Source organism: Intestinimonas massiliensis (ex Afouda et al. 2020), assembly GCF_900626285.1.
GTDB classification, from domain to species: Bacteria; Bacillota; Clostridia; order Oscillospirales; family Oscillospiraceae; genus Flavonifractor; species Flavonifractor massiliensis_A.
In genome coordinates this window covers 1,151,652-1,172,345 of record NZ_LR131147.1, presented here as the reverse complement: position 1 = coordinate 1,172,345, position 20,694 = coordinate 1,151,652, and the positions used below count along the sequence as shown (strand labels likewise).

18 protein-coding genes, 4 tRNA genes and 1 other annotated feature are annotated in these 20,694 nt (G+C 63.6%); of the genes, 4 read left to right on the top strand and 18 right to left on the bottom strand.

The genetic code is table 11. From position 1 onward, the window contains the following. Position 1 precedes the first annotated feature (1 nt). The 8 genes from E0E41_RS06065 to E0E41_RS06030 form a co-directional block, all read right to left on the bottom strand. Positions 2–76 (bottom strand) — tRNA-Gln (locus E0E41_RS06065). 62 nt (positions 77–138) lie between these two features. Continuing rightward, positions 139–214: transfer RNA gene (locus E0E41_RS06060), tRNA-His, on the bottom strand. Between the two features lie 182 nt (positions 215–396). Next, a tRNA-Arg gene (locus E0E41_RS06055) sits at positions 397–473 on the bottom strand. A gap of 3 nt (positions 474–476) precedes the next feature. Beyond that, positions 477–550 (bottom strand) — tRNA-Gly (locus E0E41_RS06050). 130 nt (positions 551–680) lie between these two features. Beyond that, positions 681–1,487 (bottom strand): ABC transporter ATP-binding protein, encoded by an 807-nt coding sequence (locus E0E41_RS06045; protein ID WP_130869167.1) that lies wholly within the window; start codon positions 1,485–1,487, stop codon positions 681–683. Between the two features lies 1 nt (position 1,488). Further along, the gene (locus E0E41_RS06040) at positions 1,489–2,406 is read right to left on the bottom strand and encodes an ABC transporter permease (RefSeq protein ID WP_130869166.1); all 918 of its coding nucleotides are present in this window, start codon (positions 2,404–2,406) and stop codon (positions 1,489–1,491) included. 69 nt (positions 2,407–2,475) lie between these two features. Beyond that, entirely contained in the window at positions 2,476–3,516 is a 1,041-nt protein-coding gene (locus E0E41_RS06035; protein WP_130869165.1) for an ABC transporter substrate-binding protein, read from the bottom strand. A 69-nt stretch (positions 3,517–3,585) separates the two neighbouring features. Next, positions 3,586–3,832: a binding site (T-box leader), on the bottom strand. A 35-nt stretch (positions 3,833–3,867) separates the two neighbouring features. Then, a complete protein-coding gene (locus tag E0E41_RS06030; protein ID WP_130869164.1) occupies positions 3,868–4,782 on the bottom strand; it encodes a DMT family transporter in 915 nt (304 codons plus the stop codon). Between the two features lie 63 nt (positions 4,783–4,845). Here E0E41_RS06030 and E0E41_RS06025 point away from each other — a divergent pair, with 63 nt between their 5' ends. Both E0E41_RS06025 and E0E41_RS06020 read left to right on the top strand, forming a co-directional pair. Further along, positions 4,846–5,430 (top strand): DNA-3-methyladenine glycosylase, encoded by a 585-nt coding sequence (locus E0E41_RS06025; RefSeq protein WP_130869163.1) that lies wholly within the window; start codon positions 4,846–4,848, stop codon positions 5,428–5,430. Beyond that, positions 5,427–6,053 (top strand): HAD family hydrolase, encoded by a 627-nt coding sequence (locus E0E41_RS06020; protein WP_130869162.1) that lies wholly within the window; start codon positions 5,427–5,429, stop codon positions 6,051–6,053. The genes E0E41_RS06025 and E0E41_RS06020 overlap by 4 nt, the downstream gene beginning before the upstream one ends. A 24-nt stretch (positions 6,054–6,077) precedes the next feature. On the opposite strand, the gene E0E41_RS06015 is transcribed toward E0E41_RS06020, so the two are convergent. From E0E41_RS06015 to E0E41_RS18730, 6 genes are all read right to left on the bottom strand, one after another. Beyond that, entirely contained in the window at positions 6,078–8,534 is a 2,457-nt protein-coding gene (locus E0E41_RS06015) for an ATP-dependent helicase (RefSeq protein WP_130869161.1), read from the bottom strand. Between the two features lie 215 nt (positions 8,535–8,749). Next, positions 8,750–9,289 carry a hypothetical protein gene (locus E0E41_RS18475; protein WP_165450509.1) on the bottom strand — a complete coding sequence of 180 codons (540 nt, stop codon included), beginning with the start codon at positions 9,287–9,289 and terminating at the stop codon, positions 8,750–8,752. Then, positions 9,286–10,347, bottom strand: a complete 1,062-nt coding sequence (locus E0E41_RS06005; RefSeq protein ID WP_130869160.1) for an SGNH/GDSL hydrolase family protein — start codon at positions 10,345–10,347, stop codon at positions 9,286–9,288. Before E0E41_RS06005 ends, E0E41_RS18475 begins: the two co-directional genes overlap by 4 nt. Before the next feature lie 11 nt (positions 10,348–10,358). After that, positions 10,359–11,951 (bottom strand): MBOAT family O-acyltransferase, encoded by a 1,593-nt coding sequence (locus tag E0E41_RS06000; RefSeq protein ID WP_130869159.1) that lies wholly within the window; start codon positions 11,949–11,951, stop codon positions 10,359–10,361. 9 nt (positions 11,952–11,960) lie between these two features. Next, positions 11,961–12,188: an acyl carrier protein gene (locus E0E41_RS05995; RefSeq protein WP_130869158.1), complete on the bottom strand. Its 228-nt coding sequence runs from the start codon at positions 12,186–12,188 to the stop codon at positions 11,961–11,963. 25 nt (positions 12,189–12,213) lie between these two features. Beyond that, positions 12,214–15,042: an amino acid adenylation domain-containing protein gene (locus E0E41_RS18730; protein WP_207303198.1), complete on the bottom strand. Its 2,829-nt coding sequence runs from the start codon at positions 15,040–15,042 to the stop codon at positions 12,214–12,216. A 237-nt stretch (positions 15,043–15,279) separates the two neighbouring features. Between E0E41_RS18730 and E0E41_RS05970 the strand changes: the two genes are divergently transcribed. Continuing rightward, positions 15,280–15,849: a GNAT family N-acetyltransferase gene (locus tag E0E41_RS05970; RefSeq protein ID WP_130869157.1), complete on the top strand. Its 570-nt coding sequence runs from the start codon at positions 15,280–15,282 to the stop codon at positions 15,847–15,849. Next, positions 15,836–17,149, top strand: a complete 1,314-nt coding sequence (locus E0E41_RS05965; RefSeq protein WP_130869156.1) for a sodium-dependent transporter — start codon at positions 15,836–15,838, stop codon at positions 17,147–17,149. The genes E0E41_RS05970 and E0E41_RS05965 overlap by 14 nt, the downstream gene beginning before the upstream one ends. Positions 17,150–17,185: 36 nt before the next feature. Here E0E41_RS05965 and spoIIR read toward each other — a convergent pair whose 3' ends face one another. From spoIIR to thrH, 4 genes are read right to left on the bottom strand one after another with little or no spacing between them, the layout of a single operon-like run. Beyond that, positions 17,186–17,827: a stage II sporulation protein R gene (gene spoIIR / locus E0E41_RS05960; RefSeq protein WP_130869155.1), complete on the bottom strand. Its 642-nt coding sequence runs from the start codon at positions 17,825–17,827 to the stop codon at positions 17,186–17,188. Positions 17,828–17,884: 57 nt separating this feature from the next. Next, positions 17,885–18,769 (bottom strand): 4-(cytidine 5'-diphospho)-2-C-methyl-D-erythritol kinase, encoded by an 885-nt coding sequence (ispE, locus tag E0E41_RS05955; protein WP_130869154.1) that lies wholly within the window; start codon positions 18,767–18,769, stop codon positions 17,885–17,887. A gap of 15 nt (positions 18,770–18,784) precedes the next feature. Then, a complete protein-coding gene (locus tag E0E41_RS05950) occupies positions 18,785–20,065 on the bottom strand; it encodes a DUF1015 domain-containing protein (protein ID WP_130869153.1) in 1,281 nt (426 codons plus the stop codon). A 25-nt stretch (positions 20,066–20,090) separates the two neighbouring features. Beyond that, positions 20,091–20,693: a bifunctional phosphoserine phosphatase/homoserine phosphotransferase ThrH gene (gene thrH / locus E0E41_RS05945; RefSeq protein WP_130869152.1), complete on the bottom strand. Its 603-nt coding sequence runs from the start codon at positions 20,691–20,693 to the stop codon at positions 20,091–20,093. Between the last annotated feature and the right edge of the window lies 1 nt (position 20,694).

Here is a 20,694-nt window from a genome sequence, read left to right as displayed (position 1 = left end):
ATGGCTGGGATGGCTGGGCTCGAACCAGCGAATGCGGGAGTCAAAGTCCCGTGCCTTACCACTTGGCTACACCCCAATGTCGCTGGTAAAAGCAGCGGGCCGGAGCGGACGCTCCGGCCCTTCCGCCTTGAGTTTTTATGGGGTGGGTGACGGGACTCGAACCCGCGACACTCGGAACCACAATCCGATGCTCTACCAACTGAACTACACCCACCATATAGGAACTGAAAGACTGGCACGACCGAAGTTTGGACGATCAGCGGACTTGCCGGGGGCAAGTGCGCCGGCCAAAGTCCCTTCCGAAGAAGGCAAGCCGGAGGCGAAGCCTGATTCGCGTCAGGGGTGCCTGCTGCCAGCAACGCTGGAACTTCATCCAAAGGTAAGACCCTGAATGACTGGCACGCCTGAAGGGACTCGAACCCCTGACCCACTGCTTAGAAGGCAGTTGCTCTATCCACCTGAGCTACAGGCGCGTATGGAGCGGGTGATGGGAATCGAACCCACGCGACCAGCTTGGAAGGCTGGGATTCTACCATTGAACTACACCCGCATGGGCGCTGAACTTCAAAGCATGTCAGCCAGAATATAATAGCATATCGTGCCGGGAATGTCAATGCTTTTTTCTGAGTAAACCGCATTTTTTCCGTGCCCGCCGTTTTGTGGGCGGGCACGGAAAAAAGTCAGTCGTTGGAGAGCAGAATGCGGTCATTATCCAGGACCTTGCCTGCACCAGCCTTAAAGCGCTCCAGCAGATCCTCCACCGTAAGACCCTGCCGCTCCTGCCCCTTCAGGTCCAGCACGACCCGGCCGGAATCCATCATGAAGGTGCGGTTGCCCAACTCCAGGGCGTTTTTCATGTTGTGGGTGATCATCATGCACGTCAAATGGCTCTGAGCCACGATCTCCCGGGTGAGGCGGAGCACCTTCTCCGCCGTACCCGGGTCAAGGGCGGCGGTGTGCTCGTCCAGCAGCAGCAGCTTGGGGGGGACCATGGTGGCCATCAGCAGGGTGAGGGCCTGCCGCTGGCCGCCGGAGAGCAGCCCCACCGGCTGGCGCATCCGGTCCTCCAGACCCATGCCCAGCTTGGCCAGCTGGGCCCGGAAGAACTCCTTGTCCGCCTTGGACACCCGGCTGAAATAGGCCTTCTGGTGCTTGGCGGTGCGCAGGTAGGCCAGGGCCAGGTTCTCCTCGATGGTCATGTGGGGGGCGGTGCCCCGCATGGGGTCCTGGAACAGCCGGCCGATCTGGCGGCTGCGGCGGTAGGCGGGCTGGTAGGTGATGTTGCGGCCGTCCAGCAGGATGGACCCCTGATCCACGTAGAAGTCCCCGGCCACGGCGTTGAACAGGGTGGACTTGCCCGCGCCGTTGGAGCCCACGATGGTGACGAAATCCCCGTCCTCCAGGGTGACGCTCACGTTGTCCAGCGCCTTTTTCTCGTTGACGGTGCCGGGGTTGAAGGTTTTGGAGACATTGCGCAGCTCCAGCATCTCACTTCGTCTCCTTTCTGGATTGGGCCAGAGCGGCCCGCTTCTGCCGCTGGAAGGCGGCCCACTTTTTCAGGGTGGGGGCGGCGATGGCCAGGGCCACCACGATGGCGGTGACCAGTTTCAGAACGCCGATATATTTGCTGAACAGGTTGAGCACCAGGGCGTACACCACCCGGTAGAGGATGCTGCCCACAATGACGGAAATGGCGCCCCGGAGCATGGAGCCCCGGCCCACCAGGGTCTCCCCGATGATGAGGCAGGCCAGGCCGATGACCACGATGCCGGTGCCGGCGTTGATGTCCACGGTTTTCTGGGCCTGACCCACCACCGCCCCGGACAGGGCGGTCATGGCGTTGGCCAGGCACAGCCCCACGGTAATGGTGAAGGTGGGGTTGATGGAGGAGGCACGCACCATGTCCCGGTTGTCCCCGGTGGCCCGGATGGACAGGCCCAGGCGGGTGCCCAGGAAGGCCACCAGGATCAGCCCCATCACCACGGTGATGGCCCCGGACAGGAGGATGGCGTACCAGCTGCCCCCGATACCGGTGTCCCGGAACAGGGAGAAAATGGTATCCTGCCGCAGCAGGGACTGGTTGGACGTCCACCCCATGGCCATCAGGTTGACGCTGTACAGCCCGGTGTTGGTGATGATGCCAGCCAGGATGGAGGGTACCCCCAGCTTGGTCTGGAGGAAGGCGGTGACGAAGCCGGCGCAGGCCCCGGAGATCATGGCGGCGGGGATGGCCAGGAAGGGATGGCCGGCGGCGGTGAGCGTCACCGACACGGCGCAGCCCAGGGTGAAGCAGCCGTCGGTGGTCATATCGGCGATGTCCAGGATCCGGAAGCTGAGGAACAGGGCCATGGCCACCAGGGCGTACTGGAAGCCCAGCTCCAGGGCGGTTTGGACGATATAGAGCATGGTGGGATTCTCCTTTCAAGCCAAATCCCCCGGCAAAAGCCGGGGGTTGGCGGTAGAGCCGTATTGGAATCAGTCCTCGGTGGTGGTGACGGGGACCACGGTGCCCATGGCGTCAAAGACGGAGTAGTCCAGGCCCAGGCCCTGGGCAGTCTCGGTGTTGACGGTGATGATGCCGCCGGCCACCTGGTAGAAGTCCTCCATGTCGGACATGCCGCTGGTCATGGCCTCATAGGCCAGGTCGGCGGTCTGGGCACCCAGGTCGGTGTAGTTGACGCCGCAGGTGGCATAGGCGCCGTTGCGGACGAAGGAGTCGGCCCCGGTGTAGTGGGGGATGCCGGCGGCGATCAGGTCCTCATAGATGGCCAGCTCGGCGGACATGATGATGTTGTCGGTGGGGGTGAAGATGGCGTCCACCCCGGCGGCGATGAGGGAGCTGGCGGCGGCGATGACCTCGTCGTTGGTGTTGGCGGTGGCCTCCACGTAGCTGATTCCCTTCTCATCCAGGTAGGCCTTGGCGTCGGCGATGGGGGTGGTGGAGTTGGCCTCGGACAGGGAGTAGAGCAGGCCGATCTTGGAGGCGTCGGGGTCCTGGGCGAAGATCATGTCCATGATCTTGCTGGTGTCCAGGGCGTCGCTGGTGCCGGTGACATAGTCGATGCCGGTGAGGTCGGCGGCGGCGGGGTCGGAGATGGCGGCGAAGACCACCGGGGTCTTGCTCTCCTCGGCGGAGACGGCGGCCACCTGGGCGGCCAGGGTGGCGATGGGGATGATGGCGTCCACGCCGTCGGCGATGGCCTGGTCGGACAGCTGCCGCAGTACGCTCTGGTCGCCCTGACCGGAGGTGACCTCGTACTCGATGGTGACCCCGTTCTCGGCGGCGATCTCGTCCAGCCGGGCGGTGATGGCGTTGGCGATCTCGTCCAGGGAGGCATGGTCCATCTGCTTGATCACCGCCACCTTGTAGGTGGCGCCGTCGCCGGCGGCGGCGGGGGTGCCGGAATTGCCGGCGGGGGTCTGGGCATTGCCCTGGGTTCCGCCGGAGCAGGCGGTCAGGCTCAGGGTGAGAGCGGCGGCGGCGGTGAGAGACAGAACCTTGTTCAGCTTTTTCATAGGAAGTTCCTCCATAAAATGAATTTGGGGGGCAGATGGTGCAGAAGATAAAAAACGCTTTTGCCCCAGTTATGGGACAAAAGCGTTAAACTTCTGCGATACCACCCAAATTGACGTCCAAAGACGTCCACTCGCTTCACGCACCATCATGCGTGCCCGATGGATAACGGGTGGGATCCCGTCGGCATCTACTTGGTTGCCCGTTCAAGCCGCCCTCGGAAGTCCATTCGCCGGTTCCCTCACGCCCTGATCCCACCATCCAGGACTCTCTTTGCATCGGGAACAGCCGGGTACTCCTCTTCCTCACTGGTTTACTTTATGGAACTGTTGTAATGCATTATAATCATCCGCTCAGCCTTTGTCAACCCCTTTTTTTCGGAGGAAGGAGAACTTGGTTTCGGAGCATACCACCGCCAGGAAGATGAGGGCGAAGCCCAGGAACATGAGGGCGGTAGGCCGCTCGTCGGTGAGCAGGATGGAGAAGAGCACACCGAAGGGAGCCTCCAGAGAGAGCAGGACGGCAGCGGTGGCGGGAGCGGTGTATTTCTGGCCGATGTTCTGGAACAGCAGGGCGCCGCAGGAGGAGAAGATCACCAGATAGGCCAGGCCCAGGATCATGTTGGAGTCAAAGACCTCCGGGGATACGGGGGTCCGGGTGACCAGCACGCCGATCCAGGAGAACACGGCGAAGGAGGCGAACTGGAGGGTGGTGAGGATGAAGATGTCCCGGCCCTCGGAGTACTTGGCCACCGCCACGATGTGGCAGGCGAAGAAGAAGCCGCCGATGAGGGTGAGCACGTCACCAAGGTTGAAGGCGGAGGCGTTGCTGCCGGTGATGGACACCAGGGCGATGCCGCCGATGCACAGGAAGGCGGCCAGCACGTTGAACTTATCCGGCCGGCGGCGGGCGATGGCCCAGTAGAGGAAGGGGACGATGACGCAGTAGACGGCGGTGAAGAAGGCGTTCTTGCCGGGGGTGGTGCGCTCCAGGCCGTAGGTCTGGAAGGCGTAGGCCACGAACAGACAGAAGCCCATGACGGTGCCGCCGATCAGGTACTGCTTGTCGCACACCTTCCACCGGGGGAAGAACACAATGGCCAGTACGATGGCGGAGGCGCTGAACCGGATGGCCAGCAGCCAGAAGGTGGGCAGCACATCCACGCTGTTTTTCATCACCACGAAGGAACTGCCCCAGATGATGGTGGCCAGGATAATCAATGGGGTGGCAAACTTGGCCAGGCCGGATTTTTCTTTTTGTTGGCTCATGGTTGTACCTCTCCTTTGGCTATGATAAGATAAAATAGTGCCTGCTGAAAGGGGGATGGGACCGTGGAAAAGCTGGGTCGGGACTTTTTTGACCGGGACACCGTAAAAGTGGCCCAGGACCTGCTGGGGAAAGTCCTGGTGCGCCGGGTGGACGGTATGACCCTGTCCGGGCGGATCACCGAGACCGAGGCCTATGTGGGGCGCGTGGACAAGGCCTGCCACGCCTACGGATACAAGCGTACCGCCCGGACGGAGACCCTGTTTGCCCCGCCGGGTACCGCCTACATCTACCTGATCTACGGGATGTATCACTGCCTCAACTTTGTCACCGAGCGGGAGGGAGAGCCCAGCGCGGTGCTCCTGCGGGGACTGGCCCCCCTGGAGGGGGCGGCCGAGATGGCCCGCCGCAGGTTTGGGAAGGAGCCTGAAGAGCTCACCTCCTATCAAAAAAAGCATTTTATGGACGGGCCGGGGAAGGTGTGCATGGCCCTGGGCCTGACAAGGGCCCAAAACGGTCTGGACCTGACGGGGGAGGAGCTGTTTCTGATGGACGACGGCTCCCCGCGGCCCCCCTTCCACACCGGAACACGCATCGGCATCGACTACGCGGAAGAGGCGGTCCATTTTCCATGGAGGTTTTACCTATGAACTTATTTGACTTTGACGGCACCCTGGTGGACTCCAACGGGGTGTGGGTGGAGGTGGACGACACCTTCCTGGCCCGCCGGGGCCTGACGGCCACCCGGGAGTACAGCGAGACGGTGGGCCACTCCATTTTCCCCATTGCCGCCCGGTTCACCAAGGACTACTATCATCTGAGCGAGAGCCCGGATGAGATCATGGCCGAATGGACTTCTCTGGGCCGGGAGGCCTATTCCCACCAGGTGCCCCTGAAGCCGGGGACCAAAGAATACCTGGACAAATGCCGGCAGGCGGGAGAGCGGATGGTCCTCCTCACCGCCTGCGTGCCGGAATTCTGTCAGGCCGCCATGGACCGGCTGGGCCTGACGGACTACTTCCAGCCGGTGATCTACGTCCAGGAGCTGGGGGTGGAGAAGCGGGACCCCCGGGCCTTCACCCTGGCCCTGGAGCGGCTGGGGGAAAAGGCGGAAGCCTGCACCCTCTACGAGGATTCCCCCGGGGTGTGCCGCACCGCCAAGGAGGCGGGGCTGACAGTGGTGGGGGTGTACGATCCATTTTACGCCCACTATGAGGACGAGATGCGCGGCTTCTGCCACCGGTATATCAAGTCGTTTACGGAACTTCTGTAAGGGACGGGCTTTGCCCGTTCCTTTTTATTCGCCCTTTTTCATATACTGGGCGGCGGATTTCAGCATCAGCTTCTTGGTGCCCACGCTGTCGAAGGCGATCTCCACCAGGGCGTCGCCCCCCATGGGGGTCAGCTTGGTGATGAGACCCTTGCCGAAGGCCTTGTGGACCACCGGGTCCCCGGCCCGGAAGTCGGGGCCGGCAGCGGGTGCGGGTGCGCCGGCCGCCGGGCTCTTCCAGTCGGGAGCCGGGGCGGCGGCAGCGGTTCCGGTATAGGAGGACGTGCCCATGGAGAATCCCCGGTCATAGACGCGCCGGGGCCGCTGGGCCTTCTGGGGCCGCTCCTCGTGCTGCCGCTCCGAGTAGGGCAGGCGGCCGGACTTTTCCACGTACTCCGGCGGGATCTCGCCCAAAAAGCGGGAGGGCCGGTTGGAGTTGGTGCGGCCGAAGAGCATCCGCTGGGAGGCGCAGGTCATATACAGCTTCTCCTTGGCGCGGGTCATGGCCACATAGCACAGCCGCCGCTCCTCCTCCATCTCCTCCGGCTCCCCGATAGCCCGGATGCCGGGGAAGATGCCCTCTTCCACGCCCACCACGAAGACCACCGGGAACTCCAACCCCTTGGCGGAGTGCATGGTCATCATCACCACGCAGTCCTCGCTGGGGTCGTGGCTGTCGATATCGGTGTACAGGGCGATCTCGTCCAGGAAGCCGGCCAGGGAGGGCTCCTCCAGGGTGTTGTCCAGGTAGTTCTGGATGGAGGAGAGCACCTCGCGGACGTTCTCCAGCCGGGTGCGGTCCTCGATGGTGTGCTTCTGCTCCAGCATGACGGCGTAGCCGGTGCGCTGGATCACCTCCTCGTAGAAGTCGGGGAGGGACAGCTCGGTGGACAGCTTCTGCAGGTCGCCGATCATCTCGGCAAACTGCCCCAGCTTGGGGGCGGCCTTCTGGAGCTCCGGCCACTTTCGGGGCTGGCTCACCACCGCCCACAGGGAGAGCCCCTCCCGCTGGGCGATGTTCTGGGCCCGGTCGATGGTGGAGGCCCCGATGCCCCGGGGGGGATTGTTGATGATGCGGCTCAGCCGCAGGTCGTCCCCGGGGTTGTTGACCACACACAGGTAGGACAGCATGTCCTTTACCTCCGCCCGGTCGAAGAAGCGGATGCCGCCGATGATGCGGTAGGGGATGCCGTTGCGCTTGAAGGCCTGCTCGATCTGGTTGGACTGGGCGTTCATCCGGTAGAGCACCGCGTGGTCCTTCCAGGCCCGGCCGGCGGAGTAGTCGGCCAGGATCTGGGCGGCCACGTACTGGGCCTCCTCGTGCTCGTTCATGGCGGTGTAGCACTGGACCTTGTCTCCGGCCTCGTGCCTGGTCCACAGCTCCTTGCCCTTGCGGCCCTCGTTGTTGCGGATCACCGCGTTGGAGGCCTCCAGAATGTTCTTGGTGGAGCGGTAGTTCTGCTCCAGCCGGATCACCCGGGCCCCCTTGTACTGGCTCTCAAAGGAGAGAATGTTCTCGATGGTGGCGCCCCGGAAGCGGTAGATGGACTGGTCGTCATCGCCCACCACGCAGATATTTTCATAGCCCCCCGCCAGGGTGGAGGCCAGCAGGTACTGCAGGTTATTGGTGTCCTGGTACTCGTCGATGAGCACGTACCGGAATTTCTTCTGATAGTAGTCCCGCACGTCCTCAAACTGCTGGAGCAGCCGCACGGTGTCCAGGATGATGTCGTCAAAATCCAGGGCGTTGGCGTCCTTCAGCCGCCGCTCGTATTCCACATAAATCCTGGCGATCTTCACCAGCCGGAAATCCCCCGATTTCTCGCACTGGGCCAGGTAGTCCGCCCCGGACTGCATGGCGTCCTTGGCACGGGAGATATAGCCCAGCACGGTGCGGGCGGAGAAGGTCTTGTCGTCCAGGTTGAAGTCCTTCACCACGTCCTTGATGACCCGCTCCGAATCGGCGGTGTCATAGATGGTGAAGGAGCGGTCAAAGCCCAGCCGGTCGATGTCCCGCCGCAGGATACGCACGCAGGCGGAGTGGAAGGTGGAGGCCCAGATGTCGTTGGCGGAGGGACCCAGCAGGTTTTCCAGCCGGGCCTTCAGCTCACCGGCGGCCTTATTGGTGAAGGTGATGGCGATGATGGACCAGGGCACCGCCGGGTCCATGGCGCACAGCCGCTCCTGCTGGGCCTTCTTGGACGGGTCGGGGTGGGACACGTAGTCCTCCAGAAAGGCCAGGTCGGCCTCTGTCACCCAGTCGGGGGCCTGGTCAAAGTCGGAGCCCCGGCCATACTTCATCAGATTGGCGATGCGGTGGATGAGTACCGTGGTCTTGCCGCTGCCGGCGCCGGCCAGCAGCAGCAGGGGCCCCTCGGTAGCCAGTACAGCCTGGCGCTGCTCCGGGTTCAGGTTCTGAAAATCCAGCTCGATGGCCGCCCGGCGGGCCTTGCAGAAGCGCAGTTCTTCCTCTCGGTTCAGCATAATCTCGTTCCATACTCCCTTGGCAATGGCGGAGCCGCCCACGAATGGACGGCTCCTTTTGTTGTATCTCTATTGTACAAAAAACAGGCGGGCAGGTCAACACCTGCCCGCCCTGCGGAAGTGGTTTTCGTCGCTTTTTCTCCAGAAAAAAGCATGGCCCTGTGGAAGTTCTTTTTGGTTCTTTTTCTTTCAAGAAAAAGAACCAAGAAAAAGAATCAGGCGGGGAGGTACTCGATGGAGGTGACCACGCCGTCCTCCAGAATGAAGTTGAGGGTCACGTCACCGGCGGTGTAGCTCAGCATCCCCTCGGTGCTGCCGCCGTCCTCGCCGTAGGCGGTGGTCACGTCCTGCTCGCTGCTGCCGATGTACACACCCTCCCGGGTGGATACGCTGTCGTCGGTGAGACGGATGGAGTTGACATAATCCTTGTCCCCGCCGGGCCGGGTGGTGATGACGAAGCCGGGGTAGGTGTAGGTCTTGTCCAGACCCTCGAAGGCGCAGGACTCGGCCTCAAAGTAGCTCTGCTCTTCCCCCAGGGCGGCCAGCACGTCGGCCATGTCCTCGTTCACCGCCACCTCTTTGCCGTCGGCGGTGGTAAAGACGAAGGTGTCGGCAGTGGTCTCGCCGCCGGCCGGGGTGCTGTTCTGGGGGGCGGGGGTGTCGCCGCCGGCCGGGGCGTCATTGCCGCCGCCGCAGGCGGTGAGGGACAGGGTCAGGCCCAGAGCCAGGGCCAGGGCAAGCAGTTTCTTGTTCATTGTGCGGTATCCTCCTTTTGTTCGGCGGCCCACGCCGCCTCCAGCTCGGTCTTCCGCTGGGCGTAGGTCTCGCTCTTTTCCGCCCAGATGCTTTCATAGGGCTCCTGCCCCCGGCGGTCCTCCACCTGGGGACAGTGCTCGGTGAGCCATTCCCCGAACCAGTGGGACAGCTTCTCCGCTCCGTACAGGTTCAGGTGCAGGCCGTGGTCATAGGTGTCGGTGTTGAAGTCCAGCCCCGCCTGGTCGATGATCTCCAGACAGTTGACGTACTGGAGATCGTGCTGGGCGGCGTAGTCCTCCATCTGCGCCTCCCACTCGTCATACCAGTAGGGGTACAGGCTGGGGGCCTTCACCAGCACCAGCTCCACACCGTGGGACTGACACAGCTCCACCATCTTGTCCAGATTTTCGTAGCAGATGTCGGCGAACTGGTAGTCTGCCAGGGGCTTGCCCTCGGGCACGTTCTCCGCCGGGCGGACCTCCACGTTCATCAGGTAGCCGCTGTCGGACACCGGGTCCCGGTGGAACATGTACTCCACATCCTCCGCTTTCAGCTCGTTCCAGCGGGAATGATAGCGCAGCAGGGGGAAGAGGTAGGAGAGCATGCTCTCCTCCTCGGTCATGGAGGCCTCCACCGCCGCCAGCTTCTGGGTGGACAGCTTCATGCCGTCCAGATTCAGCCGGTTGTAGGCCTCGCTCTGGGGCTCGCCGTACTGCATACTCAGCACGTTGAACACCATGACCTTGGGGGTCTCGTACTTCAGGGTCTCCTCCATCAGGTAGTAGGACTGCCAGATCAGCTGCTGGGCGGAGCCCCGGATATAACTGGTGATGCCGTACTCCTGCCACAGGGTGTCGGGGGAGAAGTTCTCATATACCTCACAGTCCCCGATGAACACCACGTCGTGGTCGGCAGTCTCGTTGTAATACTCGGCGATGAGGGCCCCCTCGGGGATCTCACTCATGTACTTGGGCATGAACAGGGCGTTGAGCAGCCACAGGGCCACCGCCAGAATCACGCACCAGAGGACGCCGGTAAAGATCAGTTTCTTTTTCATCTCCGGCCTCCTCAGAATTGGTTGTAAATGAACTGGGTGGCGTCAAAGCCGATGCCGTAGATGCCGAAGATGGCCATGCACAGCACCAGCACCACGCAGCCGCTCCAGGCCAGGTTGGGGTTGCGGCGGACCAGCTGCTCCCGCATGGGCTCCTTCCGGCCCAGCAGGGAACACACCAGCATGGCCAGGGTGCCGATGACTGCCACCGCCCAGTCCGCTCCGCTGATCCCCAGCTCCAGGAAGGAGCCGTTCCACAGCACCGAGGGGTGGAAGGAGGTGAAGATGGTGCCCACCTGCCTGAAGGTGAGGGGCACGTCCCGGTACACGTCCAGCACCCGGATGGCGCTCATGAGCACGAAGGTGCGGCCCACCTCGAAGAGACGGTAGCCGAAGGTGCCCTTCAGGCCGGGGAATTTCCCGTGGAACTTGGCGTACAGGGGCTCGCACTCCTGGGACACCAGGATGACCACGCCGTTGAGCAGGCCCCAGACGATGAAGTTCCAGCTGGCGCCGTGCCACACGCCGGTGACGAACCACAGCAGCATGGTGCACAGGTACACCGATACCCGCTTGCCCGGCTCGCCCAGCCTGGCTCTGGCCTTCTGGTGGAGCTTCAGCACCGTCTTGCTCACCGACAGAGGGTAGAACACATAGTCCCGGAACCAGGTGCCCATGGTGATGTGCCACCGGCGCCAGTACTCCGCGATGTTCTTGGAGAAGAAGGGCCGCTCAAAGTTCTCGGTGACCTTGACCCCCAGCATCTGGGCGGTGCCGATGGTGATGTCGATGCCGCCGGTGAAGTCGGCGTACAGCTGCACGGCGTAGAGGAACATCACCGCCAGCACGTACACGCCGGTGTACTGATCGGGGGCGGACACCAGCTCCCGCAGGGGGATGGCCAGCCGGTCGGCCACGATGAGCTTCTTGGCAAAGCCCCACACCACCCGCATGCCGCCCATGGCGATCTGCCGGGAGTCCCAGCTGTGTTCTTCATACAGGGTCTGGCTCAGGTCGCCGAAGCGGCTGATAGGGCCCTGGATCAGCTGGGGGAAGAAGGTGACGAACAGGGCGAACTTGCCCAGATTGCGCTCCGGGGGATACTTGCCCCAGTACACGTCGATGAGGTAGCCCATGGACTGGAAGGTGTAGAAGGAAATGCCCATGGGCAGCACCAGGTCGGCCATGGGCAGCTGGGTGGCGGACCCGGCTGCGGCCAGGATGCCGTTGACGTTGCCCAGCACGAAGTCGGTGTACTTCACCACCGCCAGGATGCCGAAGTTCAGCAGCAGGCAGGCCAGGGTCCACCGCCAGCGGATCTTCTTGCCGGCGGCCTTGTAGGCCTTGCGCTGGGTCTTGTCCAGCTCGTCCCGGTGCTCTTTCAGCCACTGGTCCTGTTCCCGCTGGAGATCCCCCACCTTCCGGGCCGCCAGATAGGTGGTGACGGCGGTGACCCCGATGTAGATGAGGCAGTACCAGCCGGCGAAGAAGTAGAAGAACAGGCTGCCGATGAGCAGCAGCTTCCACTGGTGCCGCTTGGGGATCAGGTAATACAGGACGAAGAGTACCGCGAAGAAGGCCAGAAACTGTGCGGACGCAAAACTCATCTGACCGGCTTATGCCTCGTCCAGACGCTGGATCATGGCCCACAGGGCCTGAGCGGAGTTGAAGTTCTCCGGCACGATCTCCTCGGCGGGTACCGCCACGTCAAAGGCGTCGTTGATCTCGGCCACCAGGGACACGATGTCGATGGAGTCCAGGATCTTGTCGTCGATCAGCTTGTCGCAGTGCTCGAAGTCCACGTCGGGGTGGAGTTCCTTCAGAATGTCCAGCAGTTCTTCCATGATACAAATTCTCCTTTGTCTCTTCTTATTTAGCGGCCAAAGCCTTCCGGTCCACCTTGCCGTTGGGGGTCAGGGGCATCCGCTCCAGACGTTCCATTTTATTGGGCAGCATGTACCGGGGCAGCTTTTCCTTCAAAAAGGCGGTGAGGTCGGCACTCTCCGCCGTGCCGGCGTAGTAGAGCCGGATCTTGTCCTTCTCCTTGTCGTACACCGCGCAGGCCTGAGACACCTCCGGGTGCATGGCGGCCACCACTTCGATCTCCTGGAGCTCGATGCGGTGCCCCATGTGCTTGATCTGAAAATCCTTCCGGGAGACGAACACCAGCTCGCCCCGCTCATTGTACCGGCCCAGGTCGCCGGTGCGGTAGATCAGCTCAGGATAGGCGTCGTTCAGGGGGTTCTGCACAAAGCACTCCGCCGTCTTTTCCGGCATCCGGTAGTAGCCCATGGTGAGGCAGGTGCCCTTGATGCAGATCTCGCCCAGCTCCCCGGGGGCGGCCAGCCTGTTGTCCTCGGTGAGCAGCAGGATGCCGGTGTTGGGGAAGGGCTGGCCGATGGGGATGACCTCGTCCAGGCCGAAGTCCCGGTCCACGTGGTAGTAGCAGCTCATGCCCGTGGCCTCAGTGGGGCCGTACAGATTGGTGAATTTGGCGTTGGGCAGGGCCTTCCGCCACAGCTGGAACTGCCGGATGGGGAAGACCTCGCTGCCGAAGGCGATGGTGTGGAGATATTCGGGTACATGCTTCTCCAGTACCCGGAAGCCGGAGATCATGGTGAGGGCGGATACCACCCAGCACACGGTGTTGATCTTGTGCTCGTTGAGGTAGTCCACCAGCTTGATGGGGAACATGAACAGGCTCTTGGGAATCAGGTAGGTGGTGGCGCCGAACTTCAGGGTGGGATAGAGTTCCTTCAGGCAGGCGTCGAAGTACAGGGGGGTCTGGTTGCCGAACACTGTCTCCTCCGAGAAGCCCAGGGTGGCGGACAGCTGCTCGATGTAGTCGATCACCGACCGGTGGCAGGCCACCACGCCCTTGGGCACGCCGGTGGAGCCGGAGGTGAACACGATGTACAGGGGGTCGGTGTCCAGCTGGGCCGCCCGGATGGCGGCCAGCACCCCGCCGTCCGGTTCGGTCGCTGCCGCATCCTCATAGTCCAGCAGGATGCCGTCATACCCCAGGGCCTCCACCTGGCTGCGGGTCTTTTCGTCACAGATCACCGCCCGGGGCTTCAGGGTCTGGAAGATCAGCTCCACCCGGTAGGCAGGCATCTCTTCATCAATAGGTACGTAGAAGCAGCCGGAATAGACCACGCCGAAGAAGGCGGCGATGGACCGGGGGTGCTTCTCCATGAATACCACCACCGGCTCGTGGCTCAGACCCTGCCCGGCCAGGCAGGTGCCGATGCCTCTGGCCGCCCGGGACAGCTGAGAGAAGGTCAGGCTGTCGGTGCCGTTGCTGAACGCCACCTTATCGGGCAGGCGGGGGGCGGTGGCCTCCAGATATTCCAAAACATTACGCTGCACTTGCGGTCTCCTCCGGATTCTCCGGCGACTGGGCCGGGCTTTCAGATGTGCCGGTCTCTGCCGGCGGGGTGGGAGCGGCGCTGGGGCTGCTCTCCGGGGCGGGACTGTCCGAAGGCATGGCGGAAGGGCTGGCCTCCGGGGTCTGCTCCGGCGTGGGGGTCTACGGTGTCTCCAGGGGGCGGGGTGTCCTCTGGGTGGGTGCGTTGGTTGTGCGCATGGGCCGGGTGGTCGTTTGGCGGTGGGTCGGNGGGTGGGGGTGGCCTCAGGCGTGGGGGTAGGTGTGGGCGTAGGCGTCGGCGTGGGAGTAGGCGTGGGCGTGGCCGACGGCTTGGGCGTGGAGGGCGCCGGTGCGGAGCCCTGTACCACGCTCACCGGGCAGGAATCATAGTCATAGACATAGTAATTCTTCCGGACGCTGCTGCACTGCTTGGTGTAGGCCTGGACCTCCGCCTCGGTGAGCAGGAAGGAGTACAGGGGGTAGCTGTTGGGGTGAGGGCAGGCGTCGAAGTGGTAGTAACCGTTGCCTACGTCCACCAGCTGCCAGTAGTGGCGGGAGTTGCCGCCCACCCGCGTCAGGTCCACATTGGGGATGCCCGCCCGGGTGAGCAGGGCCTTGGAGCAGGCGAAGTAGTTGTAGCAGTCGCCGCTGCCCCGGGTGAAGCCGATGTAGGCCCCCACCAGCCAGCTGGATTTGTCCGAGGTACCGGTGTATTTGATGTGGTTGTGTACGTAGTTGTAGATGGCCAGGGCCTTTTCCCGCTGGCTCATGCCGGAGTTGGTGATGTCGGCCAGAATGTCGTCAGCCAGGGCGTTGACGGCCTCCAGGGTGATCTTGGAATCCCCGGCCTCCACCACGTCCTCAGTGGCGCCGGTGTCCGCGTCGTCTACGGTGACGGTTTCCACCACGGTTACGGTGACAGGCACTTCCGCCCGGTTGCCTGCGGCGTCCTCCGCCCAGTAGATGACCTGATAGGTGCCGGGTTCGGACAGGTTGACCCCGCTGGAATCCACCTGGAGCTGCACCGTCTCGTCCACGTTGTCGGTGACGGTGACGCCGGTGCGGTAGGCGACGCTCTCACCCACGGCCACCGTCAGATCCTTGGTGCCGGAGATCACCGGCGGCTGGGTGTCCTCCACGGCGGCGGGAGAATCTGAACCGGACGGCGTGTCGCCGGGTGTTCCGCCCCGGGGCAGCAGGACGGCCAGCAGAACGATCACCACCACAGCGCAAAGGGCGATCAGCAGCCACAGCAGAGGCGGCTGGCGCCGGTGGTGTCTGCGGGGATGGGGTTGGGTGCCGGGATGCGCTCTCTTCTCTTCTTCAACCATGCACGATCTTCCCTTTTTCCTGTTGAGTTTTCCGGGGACGCCACCGGTCCCCGACACAAAAAAGGTATAACAAAACAGGCAGAGTTGCCTCTGCCTTGCTCAGTATAGCGCTGTCCTTCCCGGACTGTCAACCCCCCAAATCCGGCAGGATTCCCCTTTGCGGAGAAAGGGGTGCAAAGCGGAGACAACTGTGTTATAATCAAAAAACCGGCTTTTGAGGGGAGAGGAGAGAGTGTGATGGTGCGGTATGTCTTTCGCTCGGCCCGTTTCTATTATCTGGCGGCCAACCCGGCGCTGGCGGAATCCGCAGCCGCCTTTTATCGCCGGAACCGGCTGGCCTTTGCACCCTTTGACCCGGTCCAGCCGGAGGACTTTTTTACCACAGACGGTCAAAAGGAGCGGCTGGAGTGGGACGTGGAGCAGGCGGAGAACGGGCGCAGCTTCCGCTTTCTGCTGGTCCAGCCCCGGCACCCGGGGAAGGCCGTGGGCCTGGTGGGGCTCAACGAGATTGTCCGTGGGGCCTTTCAATCCTGCTTCCTCTCCTATAAAATAGACCACACCCTGTGGAACCGGGGCTGCGGGGCCGAGGCCATTGAGGCGGCCACCGGCTGGGGGTTCCGTACCCTGGGCCTCCACCGGATCGAGGCCAGCATCATGCCCCGCAACCTGGCCTCCCGCCGGGCGGCGGAAAAGGCGGGGTATGCGGAAGAGGGATTGTCCAAACACTATTTGAAGATCAACGGCCGGTGGGAGGATCACCTCCACCTGGTCCGGCTCAATGAGGAGGATACGGATGGAAGAGCGTAAGACAGGCGGCAAATTTACCAGCTCCCTGGGCTTTGTCCTGGCGGCTGTGGGCTCCGCCGTGGGCATGGGGAACATCTGGCTGTTCCCCTACCGCATCGGGCAGTACGGCGGCGGCGCCTTTCTGATCCCCTACTTTTTATTCGTGGCCCTGTTCAGCTACGTGGGCCTCACCGGGGAGTTCGCCCTGGGGCGGCTCACCGGCACCGGGGCCATGGGCTCCCTGGACTATGTGCTCCGCAAAAAGGGCAAGCGGGGCGGCAAGCTGCTGGGGGTTATCCCCCTGCTGGGGGTGCTGGGCATCGCCATCGGCTACTCAGTGGTGGTGGGCTGGGTGCTGCGGTACACCGCCGGCTCGGTCACCGGCTCCATCCTGAACGGCGACGCCCAGGGCTTCTTTGACGCCCTGGCGGTGGATTTCGGCTCCATCCCCTGGCACCTGGCGGCGGTGGTGCTGACGGTGATCATCCTGGTCCTGGGGGTGGCCGGCGGCATTGAAAAGCTGAGCAAGGTGATGATGCCCGCCTTCTTTATCCTCTTCCTGATCATCGCTGTCCGGGTGGCTTTTCTGCCCGGGGCGGCGGAGGGCTACCTCTACCTGCTCCAGCCCGACTGGTCCCGGCTGCTGGACCCGGAGACCTGGGTCATGGCCATGGGACAGGCCTTCTTCTCCCTGTCCATCAACGGGGCGGGCATGCTGATCTACGGCAGCTATATGAAGAAGAGCGAAAACATCCTGCGCCACGCGGGAATGACTGCGGTGCTGGACACCCTGGCCGCCCTGCTGGCCGGCTTTGCCATCATCCCGGCGGTGTTCGCCTTCGGCATTGACCCCACCAGCGGACCCGCTCTCATGTTTGTCACCCTGCCCCAGGTCTTTGAGCAGATGCCCGGCGGGCAGATCTTCGCGGTGCTCTTCTTCCTGTCGGTGTTCTTTGCCGGCATCACCTCCCTGATGAATATGCTGGAGGCCTGCGGCGAGGCTCTCAGCTCCACCGCCAGGCTGTCCCGGGGATTGTCCCTGCTGGTGGTGGGGGCGGTCACCTTCGGGGCGGGACTGTTTGTGGAATCCCTCCCCGGTATGGGCGGCTGGATGGATCTCATCACCATCTATGTCTCTCCCTTCGGCGCCATGCTGGTGGCGGTGTGTCTCTACTTCGTGCTGGGTCCCGGCGCGGTAAAGGACGAGCTGGCTCTGGGCGGAAAGCGGCCCGGGCGGGCCTTCGATTTCGTGGCCCGCGCCTATGTGCTGGTAGCCGCGGCGGTGTGGGTGCTGGGCATCTGCTACCACGGTATCGGATAACAGAAAAGCGGAGCGTGCTGTGCACGCTCCGCTTTCTTATTGGCCTGATATCCAGTGCTGAAAATCCTCCCAAAGCTCCATGGCCCGGAATTTGACCACATAGCCCTCGTCCTCACCGGTGATAAGGGATATCTGATCCTCGCTCAGCCCGGCGCTGAGGGCGGTCTGGGCGGCGGACTCGGTCACCGAGCCCAGGCACAGGGGCGGGAACACCACGCACCACCAGTTGTGGCCGCCCCCCTCCCCGATGACGATGCGCAGGGCGGTGTACTCCCCGGCGGGGAGGGCGAAGTCGGTATACGCCTTGGTGGGAAACCAGCAGTTTTCCTCCAGGGAGGCGGTGACCGGGTAGTCGTATCCCGCCGCTCCCACCGCCTCCGCTCCGGCGGCGGCCAGCTCCTCCAGGTGGTCCCGCAGAACCGCCTCGGTCTCATCCCGTGTGGCGCCGGGCTGGAAGTATTCCTCCGCGGCGGCCAGCACGCTGTCCCGCACCTCCAGCTTCAGGGCCTGGTCCCCCTCCGAGTCGGAGTTGGCCAGCACGTGGAGACGGATCACCTGGTCGGCCAGGGCGCTCTGGCTGCTGTCCAGCCACACCCCCAGCAGGGCGGCCAGGGCCACCCCCAGCAGCAGGGCCAGTTCCCACCGGCGAAGGGTATGTGTCTGAGAAACCTGTTTCATGTAAAAAATCACCGTCCAAATTGGATTTGCTTCCATTTTGGACGGTGATTTCGGGTTTTATACCTCTTTTTCCATCAGCGTGCCAGCTGTCTCCACCAGAAAGGTCTCCTGATACAGGGGCCGCAGGGCGGCCCAGGCGGCTTCCGCCGCAGACTGCCGGTCAAACAGGCCGAACACGGTGGGGCCGGTGCCGCTCATGGAGGCCCCCAGAGCCCCGTGCTGGATCAGGCTGTTCTTGATGGCGCAGATCTCCTGGTATCGCCGCTGGGGGAGCACGTCCTCAAAGACGTTGTACATCCGCCGGGCCACACCCGGCAGATCTCCGGCCGTCAGGGCGCCTATCAGCCCGGCGGTGTCCGGCCTGCGGCGGATGCGGCAGCCGTCCAGGGCCTTGAACAGCTCCGGAGTGGATACCGAGAAGGCGGGCTTGCACAGCACCACATGGCAGTGGGGCAGGGGGGGCAGGGGGGTAAGGACCTCGCCCCGGCCTTCGGCCAGAGCGGTGCCGCCCCCTACGCAGTAGGGCACATCGGAGCCCACCAGGGCGCCGATCTCCTCCAGCCGGGCCTGGGACAGGCGCAGCCCCAGCAGCCCGTTCAGCCCCCGCAGCACGGCGGCGGCGTCGGCGCTGCCCCCGGCCATACCGGCGCACACCGGGATAGTTTTCTCCAGCCGGATGGACAGCCCGCCGGGGTCGGTTTCCGTCTCCCGGCACAGGGCCAGGGCGGCGGCGGCGGCCAGATTGTGCTCGTCGGCGGGGAGAAATCCCAGATTGCTGCGCATCTGCAGGGGCGCCCCCGTGCCGGCCTCCAGAGCAAGCCGGTCCCTGAGGGTGACGGTCTGCATCACCATCTTCATGTCGTGGTAGCCGTCAGGGCGCTTGTCCAGCACGTCCAGGGAGAGATTCAGTTTGGCGTAGGCGAAGACCTCCGTCGCTGCCATGGCCCGGCCTCCTTTTTATCGGATCTTCCGCGCCTCCAGATAGAAGCGCTTGTCATGGGCGTGGCCCATGGAGAAGGTCTTGCGGGGGAGCACCCCGTCCCGGATGACGGTGGGGAAGAGCTGGTCCTTCCCCATGGCGGGGAGCAGGAAGGCCAGGTTGCCCGGCTGTTTGGCCAGCTGCCGGGCCACGTCCGCCCCGTGGATGTAGTCGATGCGCACACCGTGGGATTTTACGTACTGGTCCAGGAAGGGCTGGAGGGTGCCCACCTCCAGCTGGGCCTTGGGGTGGGGAATGGTCACCGCACCCTCGCCGCCCGCGTGGACATAGCGGAGCACGTGTCCCTCCCCCTCGCCGGAGTGGGCGCCGGGGAAGGCGGCGCACAGGCTCATCACCAGCTCCACCGGCTCCACCCCGAAGAGCACCCGGTGGATGGCCTCAAACTCCAGGGAACTGTCGTGGAGGTTCACCAGCTCGCACAGGGCGAACCGGGCGGGCAGGCTGTCCCACTTCTCCGGCGGATTCAGCTTCTTCTGCCGCTCATAGCACTCCTTGGCGGTGGCCAGGGAGTGGTTGCCGTCCCCCACGGCGAAGAGCATGACGGCCCCGTCGTCCACGCCGTACTTCTTCCGGAAGGCTGTGGGGTCCGCCAGGGCGGACAGGGCCTGGGCCACCAGCTCCATGCTCTCAGCGTCCAGCTTCCAGCCGGAGATATGGCCGCCCCGCTCCATCAGGTCGAAGTCGTATACCGGCTCCATCTTGCCCTTCCGGTCCGTCAGGGGCTCGATGACGGTTTTCTCCGGGTCGTCGGCCAGCAGCATCACGTGGGGCAGCTCCAGGGGGGCGTTCTTCCGCACCGCCACCCGGGGCGGGATGCGGGAGAGGACGGTGCCCTCGGTGGCCCGGATGGAGGCGTCGGAGCCCGGTTCGTAGTCGTACTGCTCCAGGTCCACCATGCCCACCAGGCCCCGGCGGACCTTGCCGTCGTCCAGCCGCCGCTCCACATAGATGAGGGCGTGGGGAAACTCCTTGAACCGGTCCTCCCGCAGGTAGCGGGTCATGGTGTTGTTGACCTCCATGATGTCGGTCTCCACATTGGGGCCGTCCAGGCAGCTCTCCGGCAGGATGAGCCGCAGGGAGGAGGGGGCGGAGCCCACATACTCCTCCACCCGCTGCCAGTACTCCGGCTGGGAGGTGTACTGGTCGCAGGCCACCACCGACCACTTGCCGTACTCACAGTTCTGAGGCAGCAGGATGTCGGCGGGGCGGAAGGGGAGATGGTCAAATGCGTGAGTCATATTCTCTCACTCGCTTCCTAATATGTCAGTCCATGGCCTTGCGGATGGCGGCCAGCAGGTCGGAAAATTCCTCGTAGGCGGGCAGCTCCGGGTGGTCGGCCTTGATCTGGGCGGTGCTCTTGAACAGGAAGCCCGCCTTGCTGGCCTGGATCATGCCCAGGTCGTTGTAGCTGTCCCCGGAGGCGATGGTGTCGTAGCCGATGGACTGGAGGGCCTTCACGGTGGTCAGCTTGGACTGGGGGCAGCGCATTCTGAAGCCGGTGATGGTGCCGTCGGGGGCCACCTCCAGGGTGTTGCAGAACAGGGTGGGCCAGCCCAGCTTCTTCATCAGGGGCTGGGCGAACTGCTCAAAGGTATCACTGAGGATGATCACCTGGCTGAAGGTGCGCAGCTCGTCCAGAAATTCCTTGGCGCCGGGCAGAGGGTCGATGGTGGCGATCACGTCCTGGATCTCCTTCAGACCCAGGTGGTGCTCCTTCAGGATATCCAGGCGGAAATTCATCAGCTTGTTGTAGTCGGGCTCGTCCCGGGTGGTGCGCTTGAGCTCGGGGATGCCGGTGGCTTCGGAGAAGGCGATCCAGATCTCGGGGACCAGGACGCCCTCCATGTCCAGACAGGTGATATACATA